The following is an 18,241-nucleotide window of genomic DNA, read 5'->3' as shown; positions in this document are numbered from 1 at the left end:
CGGAGCGGCGATAGCGGCTCGCGACAGGGGTACTTCGATCAGGCCTCGCACGACGATGACGACATGGATCACGACTCCGATGACTTCGACGGCGATGACGGTGACTTCGGTGGCGATGGCGACAGCGATTACGCGTGACCGTCGCGAAATCTGAAACGGAAACGGCCGCCTGATCGGGCGGCCGTTTTTGTTTCGTAGCCCGGAAGACTTCAGATCACCACCACCCTCGCGCCGACGCCGACGCGGCCGTAGAGATCGATCACGTCTTCATTGCGCATGCGGATGCAGCCGGACGAGACGTTGGTGCCGATGGTCCAGGGCTCATTGGAGCCATGGATGCGATAGAGCGATGAGCCCAGATACATCGCGCGCGCGCCGAGCGGATTATCCGGACCGCCCTCCATGTAACGCGGCAGGTCGGGGCGGCGCGCCAGCATTTCCGGCGGCGGCGTCCAGGCCGGCCATTCCTTCTTCGCCGAGATCGTCTTGACGCCCGACCAGGTGAAGCCGGGCCGGCCGACGCCGACGCCGTAGCGCAGCGCCTTGCCGTCGCCCTGCACCAGGAACAGGAACTTGTTCGGGGTGTCGATCACGATCGTCCCCGGGCTTTCCTTGCCGTGATACTCGACCACCTGCTTTTCATATTTCGGATCGAGCCGGTGCTGCGCCGGATCGACCAGCTCCTGCTCGCGGCGCATCGACTGCTGCGGATCCATCGGCGGCAGCAGCATGCGCTGCCCGCCATAACCGTAATCGGGCTGCGGCTGATAGGCCTGCTCCCGCTGGTAGCGCCCGCCCTGCGGCGCATCGCCGAACAGGAATTCGATGAAGCCGCCGCCCATATTGGAGCGTCCGGCAGCGGCCACGCGCACCGGCGCCGGCTGGCGGGCGTAGATCACGGTGGGCTCGACCGACGACGAGGCGTCGATCGCTGCGGCCTCACTGGCAAAGCAAAGGCAAGACACGCTCGCGAGGAGCGCAAAAGGGATTTTTCCGGACATCGACGTACTCTGTACTGTTCGTCACTGCGGGTTCGATGCAACGGCGCGAGTGAAGCGCCGCTGCACGCGAACAATACAAATCAAAACCTAATCGGTTTGGTAAACGAAAACCGCGTTTGGATTCACCATTTCGGCACGCGCGTCCGGATTTGTCGGACAACGTTTATTTTGCGTGAACGCAGGCCTGCATGGTTAATCGTTGGTGTGCGGCCGCGGGCAAACCGCCGCTACGACGTGTTCCGGCGTGAACCTGACGTTAAAGGGCATCCGCTAAAAACACACGTGAAATGAAGGGGTGGGAAAAACTCATGTCGGTCAATCGCAAGCGTTTTCGTATCGAACAAGCCATTCTGGGCGACGCGCCAATTGTCATGCCTGCCGAGGGCGGCGAGATCGGCCCGATGCATCGCGAGATCATGGCCGAGCTGCGCCAGATCCGCGCGCAGATGGCTAGCTTCGGCCACGTCCGCGCCGCAGGTACCGAGGTTGCGGATGTTGCGCGCGAGATCGCCGAGTCCCACGCGCTGCTGGAAACCTATCGCGCGCAGATCGAGCAGTGCGAGAAGCTGAAGGTCGAGCTCGACCTCATTCACGACGCCATCAACCGCACCAAGCGCGAAATCGCCACCCTGCACGGCAAGAGCTTTGACGGCCAGGAAATGGCCAAGGTCAACGGCGAACTCGGCGCCGTCGTCGGCGGCACCGAACAGGCCACCCAGCAGATCCTCGAAGCCACCGAGGCGATCGACCAGGCGGCGACCGCGCTGTCGAAGAACATCTCGCCCGACCAGCAGAAGCTGCTCAGCGAGGAAATTCAGGAACGCGTCGTCTCGATCTTCGAAGCCTGCAACTTCCAGGACCTCACCGGCCAGCGCATCAGCAAGGTGATGACGACGATGAAGTTCATCGAGCAGCACATCTACACGATGATGGACATCTGGGGCGGCGTCGACGCCATCAAGGCGCACGCCCAGCCGATCGTCGACACCCGCGAGGGCGATGCCAAGCTGCTCAACGGCCCGAAGCTGGACGGCGACGTCGGCCACGCCTCACAGGACGACATCGACGCGCTGTTCGATTGATCGGACGGTTAACGCGGACCAAACAAAAGCGCCGGCAGCGATGCCGGCGTTTTTTGTTGTTTGTTGCGCTGTCATTCCGGGATGGTCCGAAAGGACCAGACTTCAGGTGTGCAATTGCACACCGGGGAATCTCGAGATTCTCTGGTGCGCAAGTGCGCACCATAGTTCGCTTCGCGCCCCGGAGTGACGGCGTCTAATCAATCACCAGCTCACGCCCGCGGGGCGCAGCGGACATAGACCATGTTGCCGTAGCGGACCGCGGCGTCCTTTTCGATGAAGCGGGTCACCAGCACGCGGCCGTCGAACGAGACGATCTCGCGATCCTGTTCGCCGCCGGCGGGACCGGCCGGTCCGATATAGTTCTTGCCGCTCGGGCTGCCCTTGAGGCGGAGTTCCTGCGGGGTGGCCTGGTCGGCCAGATGCATGACGACACCGCCGCTCGTGCCGGCGCCGATCACATAGGGCTGCTTGCACTGCCCGCGTGCGGCGGCTTCGGTGCGGGCGCGGTCATTGGGATTCTGGAACGAGGCGAGGCCCCAGCGGCCGACGATCTCGTCGGACCGGATGGTGGCCGGCATTTCCGGCGCAGCGGCGGGTTCGGCATCGGGTGCCGGGCCGGACGACAGCGACGGCAGGCTCATGCTGCTGCACGCCGCCAGCAAGACCGTCAGCGCCGATGCGATCGCCAGATTGGCAACCGTACGCGCATTACGTGAGCTGATCATCGCATTCCCCCGAGCAATTTGGCCGCTCCCGTCAAGCAGCCAACCGTAAAAAGCCTGCCGGAGCAATGACGTCGGTAGAGTTTACGCCGCTGCACCGATTTGGTTTCCGTGAAGCATCCTATACTGGCCTCAAGAAGGCCTTAACCCCCTTGTTTGCTTGACAGGATCAGCGCCAAGCCATATTTCCCGGCCCCACGTTTAGCACTCAAATCCGAAGATTGCTAAGGGGTGTGCTGTCCCGCCCGGGGCGGCGTCGAATACCCGGCATTCCAGCCATTTTCAATGGTGCAGACCTGAAACCGAGCCTCCCAGAGGAACTTCAAGAGGAGACGTCATGGCCAAAACCAAATTCCGCCCGCTGCACGACCGCGTCGTGGTCAAGCGCATCGATGCCGAAGAGAAGACCAAGGGCGGCATCATCATTCCCGACAGCGCCAAGGAAAAGCCGTCGCAGGGCGAAGTTACCGCCGTCGGCCCGGGCGGCCGCGACGAGGCCGGCAAGCTGATTCCGATCGACCTCAAGGTCGGCGACCGCGTGCTGTTCGGCAAATGGTCGGGCACCGAGGTCAAGCTCGACGGCGAGGAACTCCTGATCATGAAGGAGTCCGACATCATGGGCGTGCTGAGCTAAGACGAATCCTTGTCATGCCCGGGCTTGACCCGGGCATCCATCCCCTTCGGAAGAGTCTCGCGAAGGCGATGGATTGCCGGGTCAAGCCCGGCAATGACGACGTATTAGCGCGGCAACCGATCGTACCCAATCATTCAGGAGTTCAAACAATGGCTGCGAAAGACGTTAAATTTTCCGGCGAGGCCCGCGACCGCATGCTGCGCGGTGTCGACGTTCTCGCCAACGCGGTGAAGGTGACGCTCGGTCCGAAAGGCCGCAACGTCGTGATCGAGAAGAGCTTCGGCGCGCCCCGCATCACCAAGGACGGCGTCACCGTCGCCAAGGAGATCGAGCTCGAGGACAAGTTCGAGAACATGGGCGCGCAGATGCTGCGCGAAGTCGCCTCCAAGACCAACGACACCGCGGGCGACGGCACCACCACCGCCACCGTGCTGGCGCAGGCGATCGTCCGCGAAGGCGCCAAGTCGGTCGCCGCCGGCATGAACCCGATGGATCTAAAGCGCGGCATCGACATCGCCGTGACCGCCGTGGTCAAGGATCTCGAGAAGCGCGCCAAGCCGGTCGCCGCCTCCTCCGAGGTCGCCCAGGTCGGCACCATCTCGGCCAACGGCGACACCGCCATCGGCAAGATGATCGCGCAGGCGATGCAGAAGGTCGGCAATGAAGGCGTGATCACGGTCGAGGAAAACAAGTCGCTCGAGACCGAGGTCGACATCGTCGAGGGCATGAAGTTCGACCGCGGCTACCTGTCGCCCTACTTCATCACCAACGCCGAGAAGATGACCGCCGAGCTGGAAGACGTCTTCGTGCTGCTGCACGAGAAGAAGCTCTCCGGCCTGCAATCGATGCTGCCGGTGCTGGAAGCCGTGGTGCAGTCCGGCCGTCCGCTGCTGATCATCGCCGAGGACGTCGAGGGCGAGGCGCTGGCGACGCTGGTGGTGAACCGCCTGCGCGGCGGCCTGAAGGTTGCCGCCGTCAAGGCGCCGGGCTTCGGCGACCGCCGCAAGGCGATGCTGGAAGACATCGCGATCCTGACCGGCGGTCAGCTCATCTCCGATGAACTCGGCATGAAGCTCGAAAGCGTCACCGTCAACATGCTGGGACGCGCGGGCAAGGTCGTGATCGACAAGGAGAACACCACGATCGTCAAGGGCGCCGGCAAGAAGAAGGACATCGAGGCCCGCGTCACCCAGATCAAGGCGCAGATCGAGGAAACCACCTCGGACTACGACCGCGAGAAGCTGCAGGAGCGCCTGGCAAAGCTCGCCGGCGGCGTTGCGGTGATCAAGGTCGGCGGCGCGACCGAAGTCGAGGTCAAGGAGAAGAAGGACCGCGTCGAGGATGCCCTCAACGCGACCCGCGCGGCCGTGCAGGAAGGCATCGTGCCGGGCGGCGGCGTGGCGCTGCTGCGCGCCAAGAAGGCCGTCGGCCGCATCAACAACGATAATTCCGACGTCCAGGCCGGTATCAACATCGTGCTGAAGGCGCTGGAAGCTCCGGTTCGCCAGATCTCGGAGAACGCCGGTGTCGAAGGCTCGATCGTGGTCGGCAAGATCCTCGAGAACAAGTCGGAGACGTTTGGCTTCGACGCCCAGACCGAGGAATATGTCGACATGGTCGACAAGGGCATCATCGACCCGGCCAAGGTGGTACGCACGGCGCTGCAGGACGCCTCCTCCGTCGCCGGCCTCCTGGTGACCACCGAAGCCATGGTCGCCGAACTTCCGAAGGAAGCAGCGCCGGCAATGCCCGGCGGTGGCGGCGGCATGGGTGGAATGGGCGGCATGGGCTTCTGAGCCCTGCCCTTCTCCCTCAGACAGATCGAAGGCCGCCTCCGGGCGGCCTTCTTTTTTGGCGAATGACAGGTGCCGCATCGGTTCAGAGGGAGAACCGATACGGCGCTTTCTCTTTGTTTTGACGCGTTTTCTTCACGCGAACCGGCATCCACCTCGCTCGAAAACGCTACAAGGATTTGCTAGGTACGACGACGCCAATTCCGTCCCGTCTGAGGAACATCCATATGCGCGCGCTCTTGCCTTGCCTGCTCGGTCTGATGATGGCTTCCCCTCACCTCGCCTTCGCCCAGATGAAACTTCCCTCCAAGACGGCGCCGGGCACCACCGAGACGCGCTACTTCACCGCGATTGACGGCCTGATGGACGGCAATGCCGACGTCGTGCTGAAGGAAACCCGCCAGGGCAAGACCGTCACGGCCGCCACCCTCGATGTCTGCTATCCCGCCGCAAAGGGCTCCGACCGCAAGGACCGCTTCGTCGTCCCCCTCACCGTCAACGGCCAGAACCTGACCGGCACCACGCAGAGCATCGGCGACAAGCTGCCGGTCACCGTCAAGTTGTCGCGCAAGCCTGTCGGCGACACCTTCGAATTCCGCGGCCAGATCACCGTCGGCTCAAACGTGACCGAAGTCGCTTCCACGGATAATTCCGATCTCAGCGAGAAGGAATTCTTGGACAACCAGACCAGCGACGACGGTATTACGCCCGCGCCGAAGGATTTCACCGACGTCTCGCCGGAGGCGATCGGCGTGCGGGTCAAGCTCGACGCCGCGCTGGATTTCCTCAGGGGTCTGAAGGGCGAAGCCGTCGAGGTCGGGCTATCCAGCCTTTCGGTCTCCTGCGACGCGCTGCGCGCCGGCGAGCAGACCATCAACCTCACCGCCGATCCGGAGCGCTCGGCCGCGCTGATTGCGAAGGCAAAGGCGACGCAAGGCGTGGTCACCGCCGGATGGACCAGCGGCGCCGTCGAGATGGACCGCACCATCCGCTTTGCCGCCGCCGACTGGCGCGACGGCGACAAGATCAACCGCGACAAGGTCGCCTCCGCCATTTCGGGCGTGCTTGCGAAAACGCTTGCCGCCAAGCCGGCGGGCGCCAACTGGAACGCCAACACCGGAAAACTGAAGCTGAGCTTCAAGCGGCCGAGCCCGATCTATCCCGCGCTCGCGCTGACCGAAACTGTCGAGATCACCGCGCTGGTTTCGCCGGACAAACCGGGCGCTTCCGACCGGCTGATGCTGTGGATCTCGAGCCCGATGACCACGACAGCGGATGATGGCACGGGGCCCAAACTGCATCTGTCGGAAGATTCCACCGGCGACGAGGAAGGCGGCGAACCGAAGGATGACAATGGTTCGATCGAGGCGCTGGCCAAGGAATTCAAGGGCCAGCGCTGGGACGCGGACAAGAGTGTGTGGAAGTAATTCGCAAGGGCTGTAGGCGCGTAGCCAACGAAGTCCCATAGGAACTCGTCATGCCCGGCCTTGCGCCGGGCATCCGTGTCCTTGCTTCAGTACAGCGAGAAAGACGAGGATGGCGCCGGGACAAGCCCGGCCATGACGAACGACTCCCCTTCAAACTTCCGGAAACGCGCCTGAATATGCTGGCTGCACCGTCAACCAGGCCCTCAGGAAAAATTGAAATCGCGCAAGTGCATTGCAAGCTTCGATTGTTAAGATTCGATTCAGCTTAAGGGAACATCATCGGCTGACCAAAAATTTGGGTTAAGCCATGTACGACCGCGAGCCGAGTACCGTTGAAAGCATCTTGTCGGGGAATGTGGCTGGCGGGCTGGGGCCGTCGAGCCTGCGGAATTTTCTTGCCGCCGATCGCGACAACGCATTGGTCGTGCGGGAGTCGTCTCACGACCGGGTGCGCAACGCTTCGCTGGTCATCGTGGCCGTGGTGGCAAGCTTTGGGCTCGGATGGACCGGCGGACTGAGCTGGCCCGAAATCGCGGGCACGCTCGGTCTTGAAACGGTTGCGCAAACGGAAACGCCCGCGCCCCGAATTGCGGAAGCACGGCCCGGCAAGATCGAAGGCGCCCGGAAGACGGCATCCACGTCAGACTCGCCCGCCATTGTCGGAAGCATCCCCAAGCCGTCCGCGCCATTGCCCGCCGCACGTCCGGCCGCGAACCTGGCCTCGCAAGCGAATGCCAGCCCTTCCACCGCAATCGCGATGCGGCAGCCCCTGGTGGCGGCGCCGGAAACCAAACCGGCGACGATTCCCGGATGGACCATCGTCGACGTTCGCGAGGGCACCGCCGTTCTCGAAGGCCCTGACGGTATCAGGATGGCCGCGCGGGGCGACACCATTCCCGGGCTCGGACGCGTGGAGTCCATCGTGCGCTGGGGCAACCGCTGGATCATTGCCACCGCCAGCGGCCTGATTGCGACGCAGTAACTGCGCCCCAGATTGTAACGCGTTTTCTTCCCGCGATCCGGCGCCCACTTCGTTCGAAAACGCTATGGCTAATTCGTATTGATGCGGAAGTTCAGCGTCTTCGTGCCGATGAACGACACGAAATCGCCCTGCCGCCTCCAGGTGGCGGTCGCGGCAAGCGCTGCGATCAGTTCGTCGTCCTGCTGGGCACGGTCCGGCGGACAGGGACGGTTTTCCATCGCGCCGGGTACGAAGATCACCGTATTGCCCGCCACCGAAAACTGGCCCTTGCCACCCTTGCACCAGAGTTCGAGGGTCACCTCGCCGGCATCGCCGATTTCGAGATTGGGAATCCGCTTCGACCCGCGCTGACGATCCATATCCAGCTGCATTTCCGCTCCGAACGGAAAGCCGTCATCGGCGCGCGCCGGGCAGAGCGGTAAGGCGATTGCGATCACCAGAAGCGAAGCGGTGCCCGCGCGGGACATGCGTGCGAATGAAATCATGCAACCTCTCGAATACAGAACCCAACACCGCGCGACGTTCTATTGAACAACGACGTGATTGGCTAGAGGTCTGGCTCGGCCCATCGCAGGCGACATGGACAGCCAGACCGAAAACCGGGATCATGTCGCCGGGCATCTGCTTTGCGCGCCTGCCGTCAACAATCTGGAACGAACTGGCCGGTATCGGCTTGGACTTATTGGGCGATTTCCGACATTCAAAGGAAGGATCGCATCGTGGCGAAGCAGCGAACCATCGTCGTGAACGATCGGATGCAGCGGGGTTACCGCTACGCCCTCGTCGCACCTGTTGGCCGCAGCTTTGACCCGGACTTCCGTCCCGATCTCACGCCGCCGGAAATGCTGCGCCTCGGCGTCTTCGGCGGAAAGTACATGACCGATTGCGCGGATGAATTTCCGGCAAGCTGGTTCGCGAAAGCGAAGCTCTCGCCCGAACGTGCAGACGCCAAACTGAATTTCTTCGGCGTCGCCGCCAGCCAGCCGCTTTCGGAGTGGCGCCGGAAGGGCTGGATACACTCTGACGACCCGCGCGGCTGGTTCCAATGGTATTGCCGCTACTATCGGGGCCGGCGACTGCCGGACGAAGATGCACGGCAGATCAAACGCTGGGCGGCGATACGACGCCACATTCGACAGCTTCAGGCCAATTGCGAACGGGGCGATCTGTTCTGCCGGAAGCGCCAGCGGCAGGCGCTGCTGCACTGGGCCTATGACAGCCGGAAGCTTTGAAATCTCCGTGGGCTGTTGTCCGCGAGGACTTGGACGGCGCCGCTACTTCGGCACCAGCATCATGAACGGATAGACGCAGCAATGAAGTGGGATTTCTCAAGAGTTGAGCGCGCAAGGCCCAAGCAATAAGCAAAGGAGCTATATTTCATTCACTTCATGATGCAGCAACGCTTTGACTGTTGCGATGAACTGAGGTGGGATCAGGCGTGCGCCTGAATGCGCGTTCAAATCGGGGAGAGATACGATGTGCGCGGGTGATGACAAGAACTGTCCGGAATTTGAATTGCACCATCGCAAGTTCAAGGAAACGCTTGATCGCGAACGCCGATCGTTCTTGAGGTCCAGCTTTGCCGCGGCCGGAGGCGCCGCAGCGATGACCGCGGGCGGCATTTCGCTGGTGACGCCGCAGATGGCGGCAGCCGCCGAAAAGAACCAACCCGCCAAGCGATCCTATCATCATTTGCCGGCAAATGCCGAAACGGTGCATTGGGGCTATTTCAGCAAGAAACTGAAACCGCAGGTCGAGATCGATTCCGGCGACTTCGTTACCATTGAGGCGCTAACTCACCATGCCAATGACGACGCCGAGCGCATGGTGAAGGGCGATCCCGGCGCCGAAAGCGTGTTCCTGTGGACCAAGGAAAAGAAGGGCGTAAACCGGCGCGGCGCCGGACCGATAGATGCCTCGCTATTCGGGCGCGGCGCCGGCGAGGGCCTTGGCGTGCACATCTGCACAGGCCCGGTCTACGTCCGCGGCGCCCAGGAGGGTGACGTGATCGAGTTGCGTATTATCGACGTCACGCCCCGGCCCTGTGCCAATCCGCAGTATCGTGGAAAGGCTTTCGGCAGCAACGCGGCGGCATGGTGGGGTTTTCACTACAAGGACTTGTTGACCGAGCCTAAGCCGCGCGAAGTGATCACGATCTACGAGGTCGACGCGTCAGGCGAACGCAACTGGGCGAAAGCCGTGTACAATTTCCAATGGACTCCACAGACCGATCCTTCGGGCGTCGTGCACAAGACCATCGATTATCCCGGCGTTCCGGTCGATCACTCCACGATCAAGGAGAACCACGGCATCCTGAAGAATGTGCGCATTCCGATACGTCCGCATTTCGGCGTCATCGGCCTGGCGCCAAAGGAAGCCGATATCGTCGATTCAATTCCGCCGAGCTATACCGGAGGCAACATCGACAATTGGCGGATCGGCAAGGGCGCCACGATGTATTATCCGGTCGCGGTCGAAGGCGGCCTGCTGTCTGTTGGCGACCCGCACGCTTCGCAGGGAGACTCCGAGCTTTGCGGCACGGCCATCGAAAGCTCGCTGAACGGCACCTTCCAGATCATTCTGCACAAGAAAGCCGACCTCGTCGGCACGGCTCTCGAGGCCCTCGACTATCCGATGCTGGAAACCAGGGACGAGTGGCTGGTGCACGGCTTCAGCTTCGCCAATTATCTCACCGAATTGGGAGACAAGGCGCAGTCGGACATTTACTCGAAATCGTCGGTTGACCTTGCGCTGCGCGATGCGTTCCGCAAGATGCGCAAATTCCTGATGACGACCAAGAAGCTGACCGAAGATGAGGCAATCTCTTTGATTACCGTTGGCGTCGACTTCGGCATCACCCAGGTGGTCGATGGGAATTGGGGCGTCCATGCGGTCATCAAGAAGGATATCTTCGCCGGTGGCGAGACCTGATCCAAAACACCGAGGTAGTCGGTCCCGGCAGCTTGGCCGCGTTTGATTACGCCCGTCGGTCTTGGCGAGTACACGCGCAAATCGAGGCCGCAGCACGACCCCCATACCAAAGAAATCCCCGCGGTGGCGGCCGCGGGGATCGTTGGCGGATCGCTCCTTCTGCGATCCTACTTCAACACCATCATCGTGAACGGATAGACATAGGCCTGCAACGTCACCAGCACGCCGACGAGGCAGGCCAGTACGATCGAGTGCAGGAAAACGTAACGCAGGATCGAGCCTTCATGGCCGTACCAGTTGGTCGCGGTCGAGGCGACGACGATCGATTGCGCATCGATCATCTTGCCCATGACGCCGCCGGAGGAATTGGCCGCCGCCATCAACACTGGCGACAGGCCGAGCTGTTCGGCGGTGATCCTTTGCAGATTGCCGAACAGAACGTTCGACGACGTATCCGATCCCGTCAGCGCCACGCCGAGCCAGCCGAGCAGCGTGCCGAAGAAGGGATAGAGCACGCCGGTGGCGGCGAAGGCGAGGCCGAGCGTGGCGTCGACGCCGGAGAGCCGCGTCAGCGTGCCGATCGCGAGCATCGCCGAGATCGTGATCAGCGAGATCGCGCATAGTTTGATGGTGCGCCCGTATTCGCCGATCATCCGTGCCGGCGAAAAACCCATCAGCAGGCCGGAGATGATGGCGGCAATCAGCATGCCGGTTCCGGTGAAGGACAGATAGGTGAAGTCGAACAGCGCCGCCTCCGGCGTCGGCTTGGCGGCCACCGGCGGCACCTTGTTGATCATGTTGTGCAGCTCGGGCACCTCGAATTTCCAGGCGAAGTTCGCGTTCGCCCAGCCCTTGAACGCGCCGGTGCCCCAGATCAGCATCACGATGCAGACGATGATCCACGGCAGCAGCGCGCTCCAGAGCTGCGCCTGGCTGAGCTTCGTCGTATCCAGTGGCTTGGCGGGCTTCATCGTCGAGGCCGATTCATCGTGGCTGCGCAGCGCCGGCGACAGCCAGAGTTCGCGGGGTTGCCAAACTTTGAGGAACAGGATCAGGCAGCCCATCGAGATCAGCGACGCCCCGATATCGACGATCCAGGGGTTGATGAAGTTCGAGATCACGAATTGCGGGACCGCGAAGGAAACGCCGGTGACGAGAATGGCGGGCCAGATCGCGATCATGCCGCGCCAGCCGGCGAACGCCCAGATCAGCCAGAACGGCACGATCAGCGAGAAGAACGGCAGTTGCCGGCCGACCATGGCGCCGAGCACATAGGGATCGAGGCCGGTCACCGACGCCAGCCCCTGGATCGGCGTCCCGAGCGCGCCATAGGCGACCGGCGCGGTGTTGGCGATCAGCGACAGGCCGGAGGCCGCGAGCGGCGAGAAGCCGAGACCGATCAGGACCGCGCCGGTGATCGCGACCGGCGTGCCGAAGCCGGACGCGCCTTCGAAGAACGCGCCGAACGCGAACGCGATCAGGAGAAGCTGCAGCCTTCGATCGGTGGTGACGCCGCCGATCGCGCGCTGCAACAGCTCGAAGCGCCCGGTCTCGACGGTGATGCGGTAGAGGAAGATGACGTTGAGCACGATCCAGCCGATCGGGAAGAAGCCGATGACGACGCCGAGCAGCGAGGCGCGGATCGACATGCCGGCAGGCATGGTGAAGATGATGATCGTGATGATGTTGGCGACGACAAGCGCGATGATGGCCGCGAGATGCGCCTTGACCTTGCCGCTCGCAATCAGCACCAGCAGGGTGACGACGGGCACGGCGGCGGCGATCGTCGACAGCGCGGCATTGCCGAGCGGATTATAGTGTTGGTCCCACATTTGCGGTTCTCCCCACATTGTTGTTGACGCGCCGGCGTGGATGTCCGGTCACGTGCTGATCGATCGGCGGGAACAACCGTGGAAAAGCGGGGTTGGGCTGCCTTGAGCTTGCCTTCGATCGTGTCTTGGGCTCGCCAACGCTCACAACCTCGCGAAGTTCGATGGCCACCGCCCCTCGCCGCCGTGGCCATGCTAGGGTCTAGCCGAGGACTGCGACAAGCCGTCGCAGGCGGCAAATTGCCAAACCTTCGTAGTAGACCGTAATTCTTCCATCCTTTCAGGGCGTTAGCCCGATTCTCCGGAGACGGTGATCTGTGAACAATATCCGCTCGACGCTCGCCACCGTGTGGCGCATCGCTGCCCCGTATTTCAGCTCCGAAGACAAATGGGCCGGCCGCGGCCTGCTGGCGGCGGTGATCGCGATCGAACTCGCCATCGTCTACCTGACGGTCCTGCAAAACCAGTGGAACGCCCGCTTCTACAACGCGCTGCAGGAGCGCAACTGGGACAACTTCGTCAGCGAGATCACCTATTTCAGCGTGCTTGCGACCGTCTTCATCGTGCTGGCGGTCTACCAGCTCTATCTCAATCAGTGGCTGCAGATCCGCTGGCGGCGCTGGATGACCTCCCACTATCTCGGCGAATGGCTGGACCATGCCAACCATTACCGGATGCAGCTTCAGGGCGATGCCGCCGACAACCCGGACCAGCGCATGACCGACGACGTCAAGCTGTTCGTCGATCGCACGCTCAACATCGGCGTCGGTCTTTTGAGTTCGATCGTCACGCTGGCGTCCTTTGCCGGCATCCTGTGGGGACTTTCGAACGCGGCGCCGCTGCATTTGTTTGGTCAGGAATATTCAATTCCCGGCTACCTCTTCTGGATCGCTCTGATCTACTCGGTGCTCGGCACCATCCTGACCCATCTGATCGGCTGGAGGCTGGTCGGCCTCGATTTCCGGCAGCAGCAATATGAAGCGAATTTTCGCTTCGACCTGGTGCGGGTGCGAGAAAATTCCGAGCAGATCGCGCTACTGCGCGGCGACGCCGCCGAGCGCGAGCGCCTGCTGGTCCGGTTCGGACGCGTCGTGGAGAACTGGCTCGCCATCATGAGCCGGACCAAGAAGGTGACGGCGTTCACGGCCAGCTTTAATCAGGCTTCAGTGATCTTTCCCTACATCCTGGTAGCGCCGGCCTATTTCGCCAGCAAGATTCAGCTCGGCGCCATGACACAGACCGCATCGGCGTTTTCGACCGTGCAAGGGGCGCTCTCGTTCTTCATCACCATCTATCGATCGCTGGCGGAGTGGCAGGCGGTAGTCAACCGTCTCGACGGCTTTGAGGCCGGCATCGTGGCCGCGCGCAAACTTGCAACCCGCGATGATCGGGTTCGCGTGGTCGAGGCAGGCGCCGGCGCCATCGATCTCAAGGGCCTGGCGCTGCGTCTACCGAACGGAACGCCGCTGGTGAACGCGGATGGATTCAGCCTGCGCAAGGGCGAGCGCACGCTGATCACCGGCCCGTCCGGCTCCGGCAAATCGACGCTGTTCCGCGCCATTGCCGGCATCTGGCCGTTCGGCGCCGGCACGATCGCCATACCTGCCGGAGCAACATTGATGATGCTGCCGCAGCGACCGTATTTCCCGACGGGCTCACTGCGCAACGCGGTCGAATATCCCGCCAAGGAAGGGACGTTCACCGATAGCCAGATCAGCAACGCAATCGAAGCGGTGGGACTGCCGAAGCTTGCGTCGCAAGTTGGCGAAGAGAGGCACTGGAACAGCACGCTCTCGCTCGGCGAGCAGCAGCGCCTCGGGCTCGCGCGCGCGCTGTTGCACGCGCCGAACTATCTGTTCCTCGACGAAGCCACCGCCTCGCTCGACGAACCTTCGGAGGCCGCGCTGTACCGCCTGGTCGAGCAGAAATTGCCGCAAACCACGATCGTCTCGATCGGCCACCGCTCGACGCTGGACGCGTTTCACGGGCGCAATGTCGTGTTCACCCGCGACGGCGACCGCTTTGCGCTGCAGGATGGAAAGCGCGCGGCCGCGTCATAGTCGTAGCGCGCTTCACATCCAGCGTTGCGGCCATGGCTGGCGGCGCACCCAGCGGTGCCAGACACAGGAGAACGCGGTCAACAGCAGCGCGCCGGCCAGCACCGGCGCCAGCAGGAACGTCCATGGCAGGTTGCCTGAAACCACCAGCAATGGGTTGATGCCAGCAGGCGGGTGGAAGGTGCCGGTCACGTACATCGCCAGAATGGAAAGGCCGACGGCCATCGCCGCGGCCCAGGCCTGTGGCCCCGTCAGCTTCAGCACGGCAAGGCCGACCAGCGCCGACACCAGATGACCGCCGATCAAGGCGCGCGGCTGCGCCGGCGCCACCTCGGGCGATCCGATCACCAGCACGATCGAGGTGGCGAACGGAATCACCGCAAGCGGATAATGCAGGGCGAGCGAAAACCACTCCATGGCGCCGATGGCAATCGCGCTGCCGAGGCCGGCGACCGCGCCCGCCACGACACTGCGATGATCGTTGCGAGCGATCGCTTTCCGCACCACGCGACGCCAATCCCGTTTCATCCGTGCCACCCAAAATAAAAGAGGCGGCAGATCGCTCTGCCGCCCCCTCGTCTTCGACAGGAAGATCTTACTTCAGGTTGGTCATCGCGGTCAGGTCAGCCGAGAGCTTGACGATGCCGGCCGCGCCGCACCAGTTCGAACCGACGCCCGACGGATTGATCGGGGTCACGAAGGTGCCGAGGTTGGTGCCGTTGATGTTGCCACGGGCCGAGAAGTCGCTGGTGAAGGCGTTGCAATCACCCTTCGACAGGTTGGTGTCGGAATAGCGGAAGTCCAGCGTGAACACCTTGTAGGTGAAGCCGATGCCGATGTTCCAGGTGTTGTAGTCGGCGTAGTTGATGCCGTTCGGGAACAGCGCGGTGCCGTAGAACGAGTCCGAAGTGCCCAGCCACTGGCGGCCAAATTCACCTGACACGTACATGCCGATGCCGCTGGCACCGAACCACGTGCTGGGCGCAATCGCCTTGCCGACGATCGAGGCGTAGGTGCCTTCGGCACCGCTGTTGAGGAAGCTCGGCGTATAGTAGACGTTGCCGCCCATCGAGAAGTTGTCGTTGAAGGTGTAGTTCACCTTGCCGTAGACTTCGAAGAAGCTGACGTCCTTTTTCAGAACGTTGCTGTTTACCAGCGAGTTCAGCAGACATTCGTTGCTAAGCGGAACGCCGCCGGCATCAGTCGTCCCACCATTGAATGCATTGGCTGCACCGTATTGGCAGGTGCCGCCCGGATAGAGATAGCCCCAGGCGCCGACGTCGAAGGCAAACTGGCCGACCGTCAGGCGGGCGCCGCCGTAGGCGTCGACTTCAGCCGCGGCGCGGTTCGGGAAGGAGATGCTCGCGGCGCCGAGGCCGACATAGAGCTGGAAGTCCTTGGTGACGTTGAAGCGCGGCTCGAAATAGGCGTTGACCGACGGCTTGTGGTTGGACTGGGTGATGCCGCGGAAGATGTAGTCGTTGGTGATGCCGGCGCCGAAGGCGATGTCCCAGGGATCGAATGCCGGCGGCGGCGGCGCCTTGACGGCCTTCACCCGCAGATCCGCAGCGAGAGCCGAGCCCGACACCATTGCCAGCGCCGTTGCCAACAAAGCCAGTTTCTTCATGACGATCCCCATCCACCTTCTAGACAGTCCCGCTCCGGCCCCCCCGGGGCAAACGATAAGCGACTGCGGCCAAATGTCTTAACGCGGTCACACAGTGGGCTGAGGGGCCATTGTCGTGAAGCAAAAATGTCAAGCAGCAGCCGCCTTTTTAGGCATTCTGACCGTTTGGATAAACGTTGTCCGCGTGTGTTGCATTCTCACAACAATTTTCGGGGTCTTGCGCTCGTCGGCGCGACATTTGGAACGGAAAAGGCGATGCCGGCGACACACCACGGAGCGTCATTTTGCGAATCAACTTCTCCGGGAAACTACTGACCCCGCCGCTCTGGAGACCGTCTCACGCTTTGGAGACCATCCCACGAAAAAGGCCGCAGCGCTGACGCTGCGGCCTTTCGAAAATTCAAGCCTGACTGGCAGCAGTCTAGTTGTGATCGCTGCCGTTGGACGAACCGGCGGCCCAGGAGGGATTGGACGGCTCCGGGCTGGCCCAGCTTGCCGCCGGAGCGGGCGCGGGTTCCGGCTCGGGAGCGGGCATCGGCTCCGGCTTGGGAGCAGCGGGCTTCCTGGCAGCCGCCTTCCTTTTCTTCGCCGGGCTCTTCTTGGCAGCCTTCTTCGGCGCAGCCTTTGATTTCTTCGCGGCCTTCTTGGCGGATTTCTTTGCGGTCTTCTTCGCAGCCTTCTTCGCCGATTTCTTCGCTGCCTTCTTCGCGGATTTCTTCTTCGCCACTACGGCCTTCTTGGCCTTTTTAGCTTTCTTGGCCTTCTTACTCTTCTTCGCCATCTGGTCCTCCTGTTGACGCTGTCCATGTCTGTCGAGCGCTTCGAATAGTCCTGTTCGGACAGTCCTGGGCCAGACCGGGGCGACACTTCTTCTGAAGTGTCCTCCCGCTCCATCCCACTATCAGGACACGATCTCCAGGCAGACATTCTCGCGTCCGTCCCAGTGAAGAACCACAACCCGACCGGCGCCCCCAGTGCAGGGCAGGCTCTTCCAGATCATGCCCTTAAGGCCGATCGATCAATTCAATCCTGTTAACGATCCAGGCTTTGGACCTCCCGTCGCCCAATCGAGAAGCTCAATCGTGTGCACCACAGGAACTGACGTACCGCCGGCAATCTGAACCATGCATCCAATATTGCCTGCAGCGATCATGTCCGGTTTGACTGTCGCAATGTTGGCGACCTTTCGATCGCGCAACCTGCTCGCAATGTCAGGCTGGAGAATGTTGTAGGTCCCCGCCGAACCGCAACACAAATGGCTCTCGGGCACATCTTTCACCACGAATCCATTCTTGGAAAGCAATTCTTTCGGAAGGCCTGTGATTTTCTGTCCATGCTGTAGCGAACACGCCGAGTGATAGGCGATTGTGACATCGCCTTTTTGCGTCGTTGGCGCGAGCGCGATGCCACTGAGAAACTCGGTGATATCCTTTGCCAGCGCGGAGATTTGCGCTGCGGGAGCAGCGTAATCGCGATCCTCGCGCAGCATGAAACCATAGTCCTTGATGACCGTGCCGCAGCCCGATGCGGTGATCAGGATGGCGTCGAGGCCGCCTTGTTCCGCTTCCTTTTTCCACACATTGATGTTGGCGCGGGCCCGCGCCAGCGCATCACCGTCCTGCCCGAGGTGATGGGTTAGCGCGCCGCAGCATTGCTCGTCCCGGACCAGGACGACCTCGATGCCATGGCGGGTCAGGAGGTTGATGGCGGCCTGGTTGATGCGCGGCGCCAGCACCTGCTGGGCGCAGCCCTGCAGCAGCGCGACCCGCCCGCGCTTCTCGCCCTCGGCAGAAAACACGCTGCCGCCTGAGGGCCCCGGCGCCGGCAGGCTTTTGGGCGCGAGCGCCAGCATCGCCTTGATCCGCCGCAACAGGCCGGGCGTCGCCGCGGCCTTTGGCGCCGGCAACAGTGCCGCGAACGGCCGGGCGAGCCGCGCCATGATCATGCTGGCGCGAAACAGGTTGGGCCGCGGCAGCACCAGCGCCAGCACCGCGCGCAGGGCCCGCTCAGGCAGCGGCCGCGAGTAATCCTTCTCGATCCGCACCCGCGCCTGATCGACCAGGTGCATGTAGTGCACGCCCGAGGGACAGGTGGTCATGCAGGCAAGGCAGGAGAGGCAGCGGTCGATATGCTTGACCACCTCCGCCGTCGGCGGC

The 18,241-nt window shown here is 62.5% G+C and carries 16 protein-coding genes; 9 read left to right on the top strand and 7 right to left on the bottom strand.

What is annotated here, in order from left to right:
- Window positions 1–209: 209 nt before the first annotated feature.
- Entirely contained in the window at window positions 210–1,001 is a 792-nt protein-coding gene (locus CQ12_RS25795; RefSeq protein WP_057838095.1) for a L,D-transpeptidase, read from the bottom strand.
- A gap of 308 nt (window positions 1,002–1,309) precedes the next feature.
- On the opposite strand from CQ12_RS25795, the gene CQ12_RS25790 reads away from it, so the two are divergent.
- Window positions 1,310–2,083, top strand: coding sequence for a protein phosphatase CheZ (locus tag CQ12_RS25790; RefSeq protein WP_057838094.1), 774 nt, complete (start codon window positions 1,310–1,312; stop codon window positions 2,081–2,083).
- A 209-nt stretch (window positions 2,084–2,292) separates the two neighbouring features.
- Here the strand turns inward: CQ12_RS25790 and CQ12_RS25785 are convergent, their stop codons facing one another.
- Complete coding sequence (locus tag CQ12_RS25785) at window positions 2,293–2,808, bottom strand: hypothetical protein (protein WP_057838093.1); 516 nt, start codon at window positions 2,806–2,808, stop codon at window positions 2,293–2,295.
- Between the two features lie 334 nt (window positions 2,809–3,142).
- Here CQ12_RS25785 and CQ12_RS25780 point away from each other — a divergent pair, with 334 nt between their 5' ends.
- From CQ12_RS25780 to CQ12_RS25765, 4 genes are all read left to right on the top strand, one after another.
- Window positions 3,143–3,439 carry a co-chaperone GroES gene (locus tag CQ12_RS25780; protein ID WP_057838092.1) on the top strand — a complete coding sequence of 99 codons (297 nt, stop codon included), beginning with the start codon at window positions 3,143–3,145 and terminating at the stop codon, window positions 3,437–3,439.
- Between the two features lie 149 nt (window positions 3,440–3,588).
- Window positions 3,589–5,235, top strand: coding sequence for a chaperonin GroEL (gene groL, locus CQ12_RS25775; RefSeq protein WP_057838091.1), 1,647 nt, complete (start codon window positions 3,589–3,591; stop codon window positions 5,233–5,235).
- 224 nt (window positions 5,236–5,459) lie between these two features.
- Window positions 5,460–6,659, top strand: a complete 1,200-nt coding sequence (locus CQ12_RS25770; protein WP_057838090.1) for a hypothetical protein — start codon at window positions 5,460–5,462, stop codon at window positions 6,657–6,659.
- A gap of 343 nt (window positions 6,660–7,002) precedes the next feature.
- Window positions 7,003–7,641, top strand: coding sequence for a hypothetical protein (locus CQ12_RS25765; protein WP_157088498.1), 639 nt, complete (start codon window positions 7,003–7,005; stop codon window positions 7,639–7,641).
- A 68-nt stretch (window positions 7,642–7,709) separates the two neighbouring features.
- Here CQ12_RS25765 and CQ12_RS25760 read toward each other — a convergent pair whose 3' ends face one another.
- Window positions 7,710–8,126: an META domain-containing protein gene (locus CQ12_RS25760; RefSeq protein WP_057838088.1), complete on the bottom strand. Its 417-nt coding sequence runs from the start codon at window positions 8,124–8,126 to the stop codon at window positions 7,710–7,712.
- 270 nt (window positions 8,127–8,396) lie between these two features.
- On the opposite strand from CQ12_RS25760, the gene CQ12_RS25755 reads away from it, so the two are divergent.
- Both CQ12_RS25755 and CQ12_RS25750 read left to right on the top strand, forming a co-directional pair.
- Window positions 8,397–8,873, top strand: a complete 477-nt coding sequence (locus CQ12_RS25755; protein WP_057838110.1) for a hypothetical protein — start codon at window positions 8,397–8,399, stop codon at window positions 8,871–8,873.
- Window positions 8,874–9,117: 244 nt separating this feature from the next.
- The gene (locus CQ12_RS25750) at window positions 9,118–10,572 is read left to right on the top strand and encodes an acetamidase/formamidase family protein (RefSeq protein ID WP_057838087.1); all 1,455 of its coding nucleotides are present in this window, start codon (window positions 9,118–9,120) and stop codon (window positions 10,570–10,572) included.
- A gap of 167 nt (window positions 10,573–10,739) precedes the next feature.
- On the opposite strand, the gene CQ12_RS25745 is transcribed toward CQ12_RS25750, so the two are convergent.
- Complete coding sequence (locus tag CQ12_RS25745) at window positions 10,740–12,404, bottom strand: L-lactate permease (protein ID WP_057838086.1); 1,665 nt, start codon at window positions 12,402–12,404, stop codon at window positions 10,740–10,742.
- A gap of 314 nt (window positions 12,405–12,718) precedes the next feature.
- Between CQ12_RS25745 and CQ12_RS25740 the strand changes: the two genes are divergently transcribed.
- Complete coding sequence (locus CQ12_RS25740; protein WP_057838085.1) at window positions 12,719–14,461, top strand: ABC transporter ATP-binding protein/permease; 1,743 nt, start codon at window positions 12,719–12,721, stop codon at window positions 14,459–14,461.
- Window positions 14,462–14,473: 12 nt separating this feature from the next.
- On the opposite strand, the gene CQ12_RS25735 is transcribed toward CQ12_RS25740, so the two are convergent.
- Entirely contained in the window at window positions 14,474–14,986 is a 513-nt protein-coding gene (locus CQ12_RS25735) for an HPP family protein (protein ID WP_057838084.1), read from the bottom strand.
- 67 nt (window positions 14,987–15,053) lie between these two features.
- Window positions 15,054–16,085 carry a TorF family putative porin gene (locus CQ12_RS25730; RefSeq protein ID WP_057838083.1) on the bottom strand — a complete coding sequence of 344 codons (1,032 nt, stop codon included), beginning with the start codon at window positions 16,083–16,085 and terminating at the stop codon, window positions 15,054–15,056.
- 440 nt (window positions 16,086–16,525) lie between these two features.
- On the opposite strand from CQ12_RS25730, the gene CQ12_RS44210 reads away from it, so the two are divergent.
- Complete coding sequence (locus CQ12_RS44210) at window positions 16,526–16,882, top strand: hypothetical protein (protein WP_057838082.1); 357 nt, start codon at window positions 16,526–16,528, stop codon at window positions 16,880–16,882.
- Window positions 16,883–17,103: 221 nt separating this feature from the next.
- On the opposite strand, the gene glcF is transcribed toward CQ12_RS44210, so the two are convergent.
- A partial coding sequence (glcF, locus tag CQ12_RS25720) for a glycolate oxidase subunit GlcF (RefSeq protein ID WP_063799815.1) occupies window positions 17,104–18,241 on the bottom strand: 1,138 nt, incomplete at its 5' end.

Origin of the sequence: Bradyrhizobium jicamae, assembly GCF_001440395.1 — a bacterium.
Lineage (GTDB): Bacteria > Pseudomonadota > Alphaproteobacteria > Rhizobiales > Xanthobacteraceae > Bradyrhizobium > Bradyrhizobium jicamae.
Note: the sequence above shows the minus strand (reverse complement) of the source record. Positions and strands in the feature narration are given on the sequence as shown.

Excerpts from the sequence above, each read along its gene's own strand:
- CQ12_RS25745 (WP_057838086.1), bottom strand. The coding sequence starts at position 12,404 with ATGTGGGACCAACACTATAATCCGCTCGGCAATGCCGCGCTGTCGACG.
- groL (WP_057838091.1), top strand. The coding sequence starts at position 3,589 with ATGGCTGCGAAAGACGTTAAATTTTCCGGCGAGGCCCGCGACCGCATG.
- CQ12_RS25780 (WP_057838092.1), top strand. The coding sequence starts at position 3,143 with ATGGCCAAAACCAAATTCCGCCCGCTGCACGACCGCGTCGTGGTCAAG.
- CQ12_RS25795 (WP_057838095.1), bottom strand. The coding sequence starts at position 1,001 with ATGTCCGGAAAAATCCCTTTTGCGCTCCTCGCGAGCGTGTCTTGCCTT.
- CQ12_RS25730 (WP_057838083.1), bottom strand. The coding sequence starts at position 16,085 with ATGAAGAAACTGGCTTTGTTGGCAACGGCGCTGGCAATGGTGTCGGGC.
- CQ12_RS25770 (WP_057838090.1), top strand. The coding sequence starts at position 5,460 with ATGCGCGCGCTCTTGCCTTGCCTGCTCGGTCTGATGATGGCTTCCCCT.
- CQ12_RS25755 (WP_057838110.1), top strand. The coding sequence starts at position 8,397 with ATGCAGCGGGGTTACCGCTACGCCCTCGTCGCACCTGTTGGCCGCAGC.
- CQ12_RS25735 (WP_057838084.1), bottom strand. The coding sequence starts at position 14,986 with ATGAAACGGGATTGGCGTCGCGTGGTGCGGAAAGCGATCGCTCGCAAC.
- CQ12_RS25760 (WP_057838088.1), bottom strand. The coding sequence starts at position 8,126 with ATGATTTCATTCGCACGCATGTCCCGCGCGGGCACCGCTTCGCTTCTG.
- CQ12_RS25790 (WP_057838094.1), top strand. The coding sequence starts at position 1,310 with ATGTCGGTCAATCGCAAGCGTTTTCGTATCGAACAAGCCATTCTGGGC.
- CQ12_RS25785 (WP_057838093.1), bottom strand. The coding sequence starts at position 2,808 with ATGATCAGCTCACGTAATGCGCGTACGGTTGCCAATCTGGCGATCGCA.
- CQ12_RS25750 (WP_057838087.1), top strand. The coding sequence starts at position 9,118 with ATGTGCGCGGGTGATGACAAGAACTGTCCGGAATTTGAATTGCACCAT.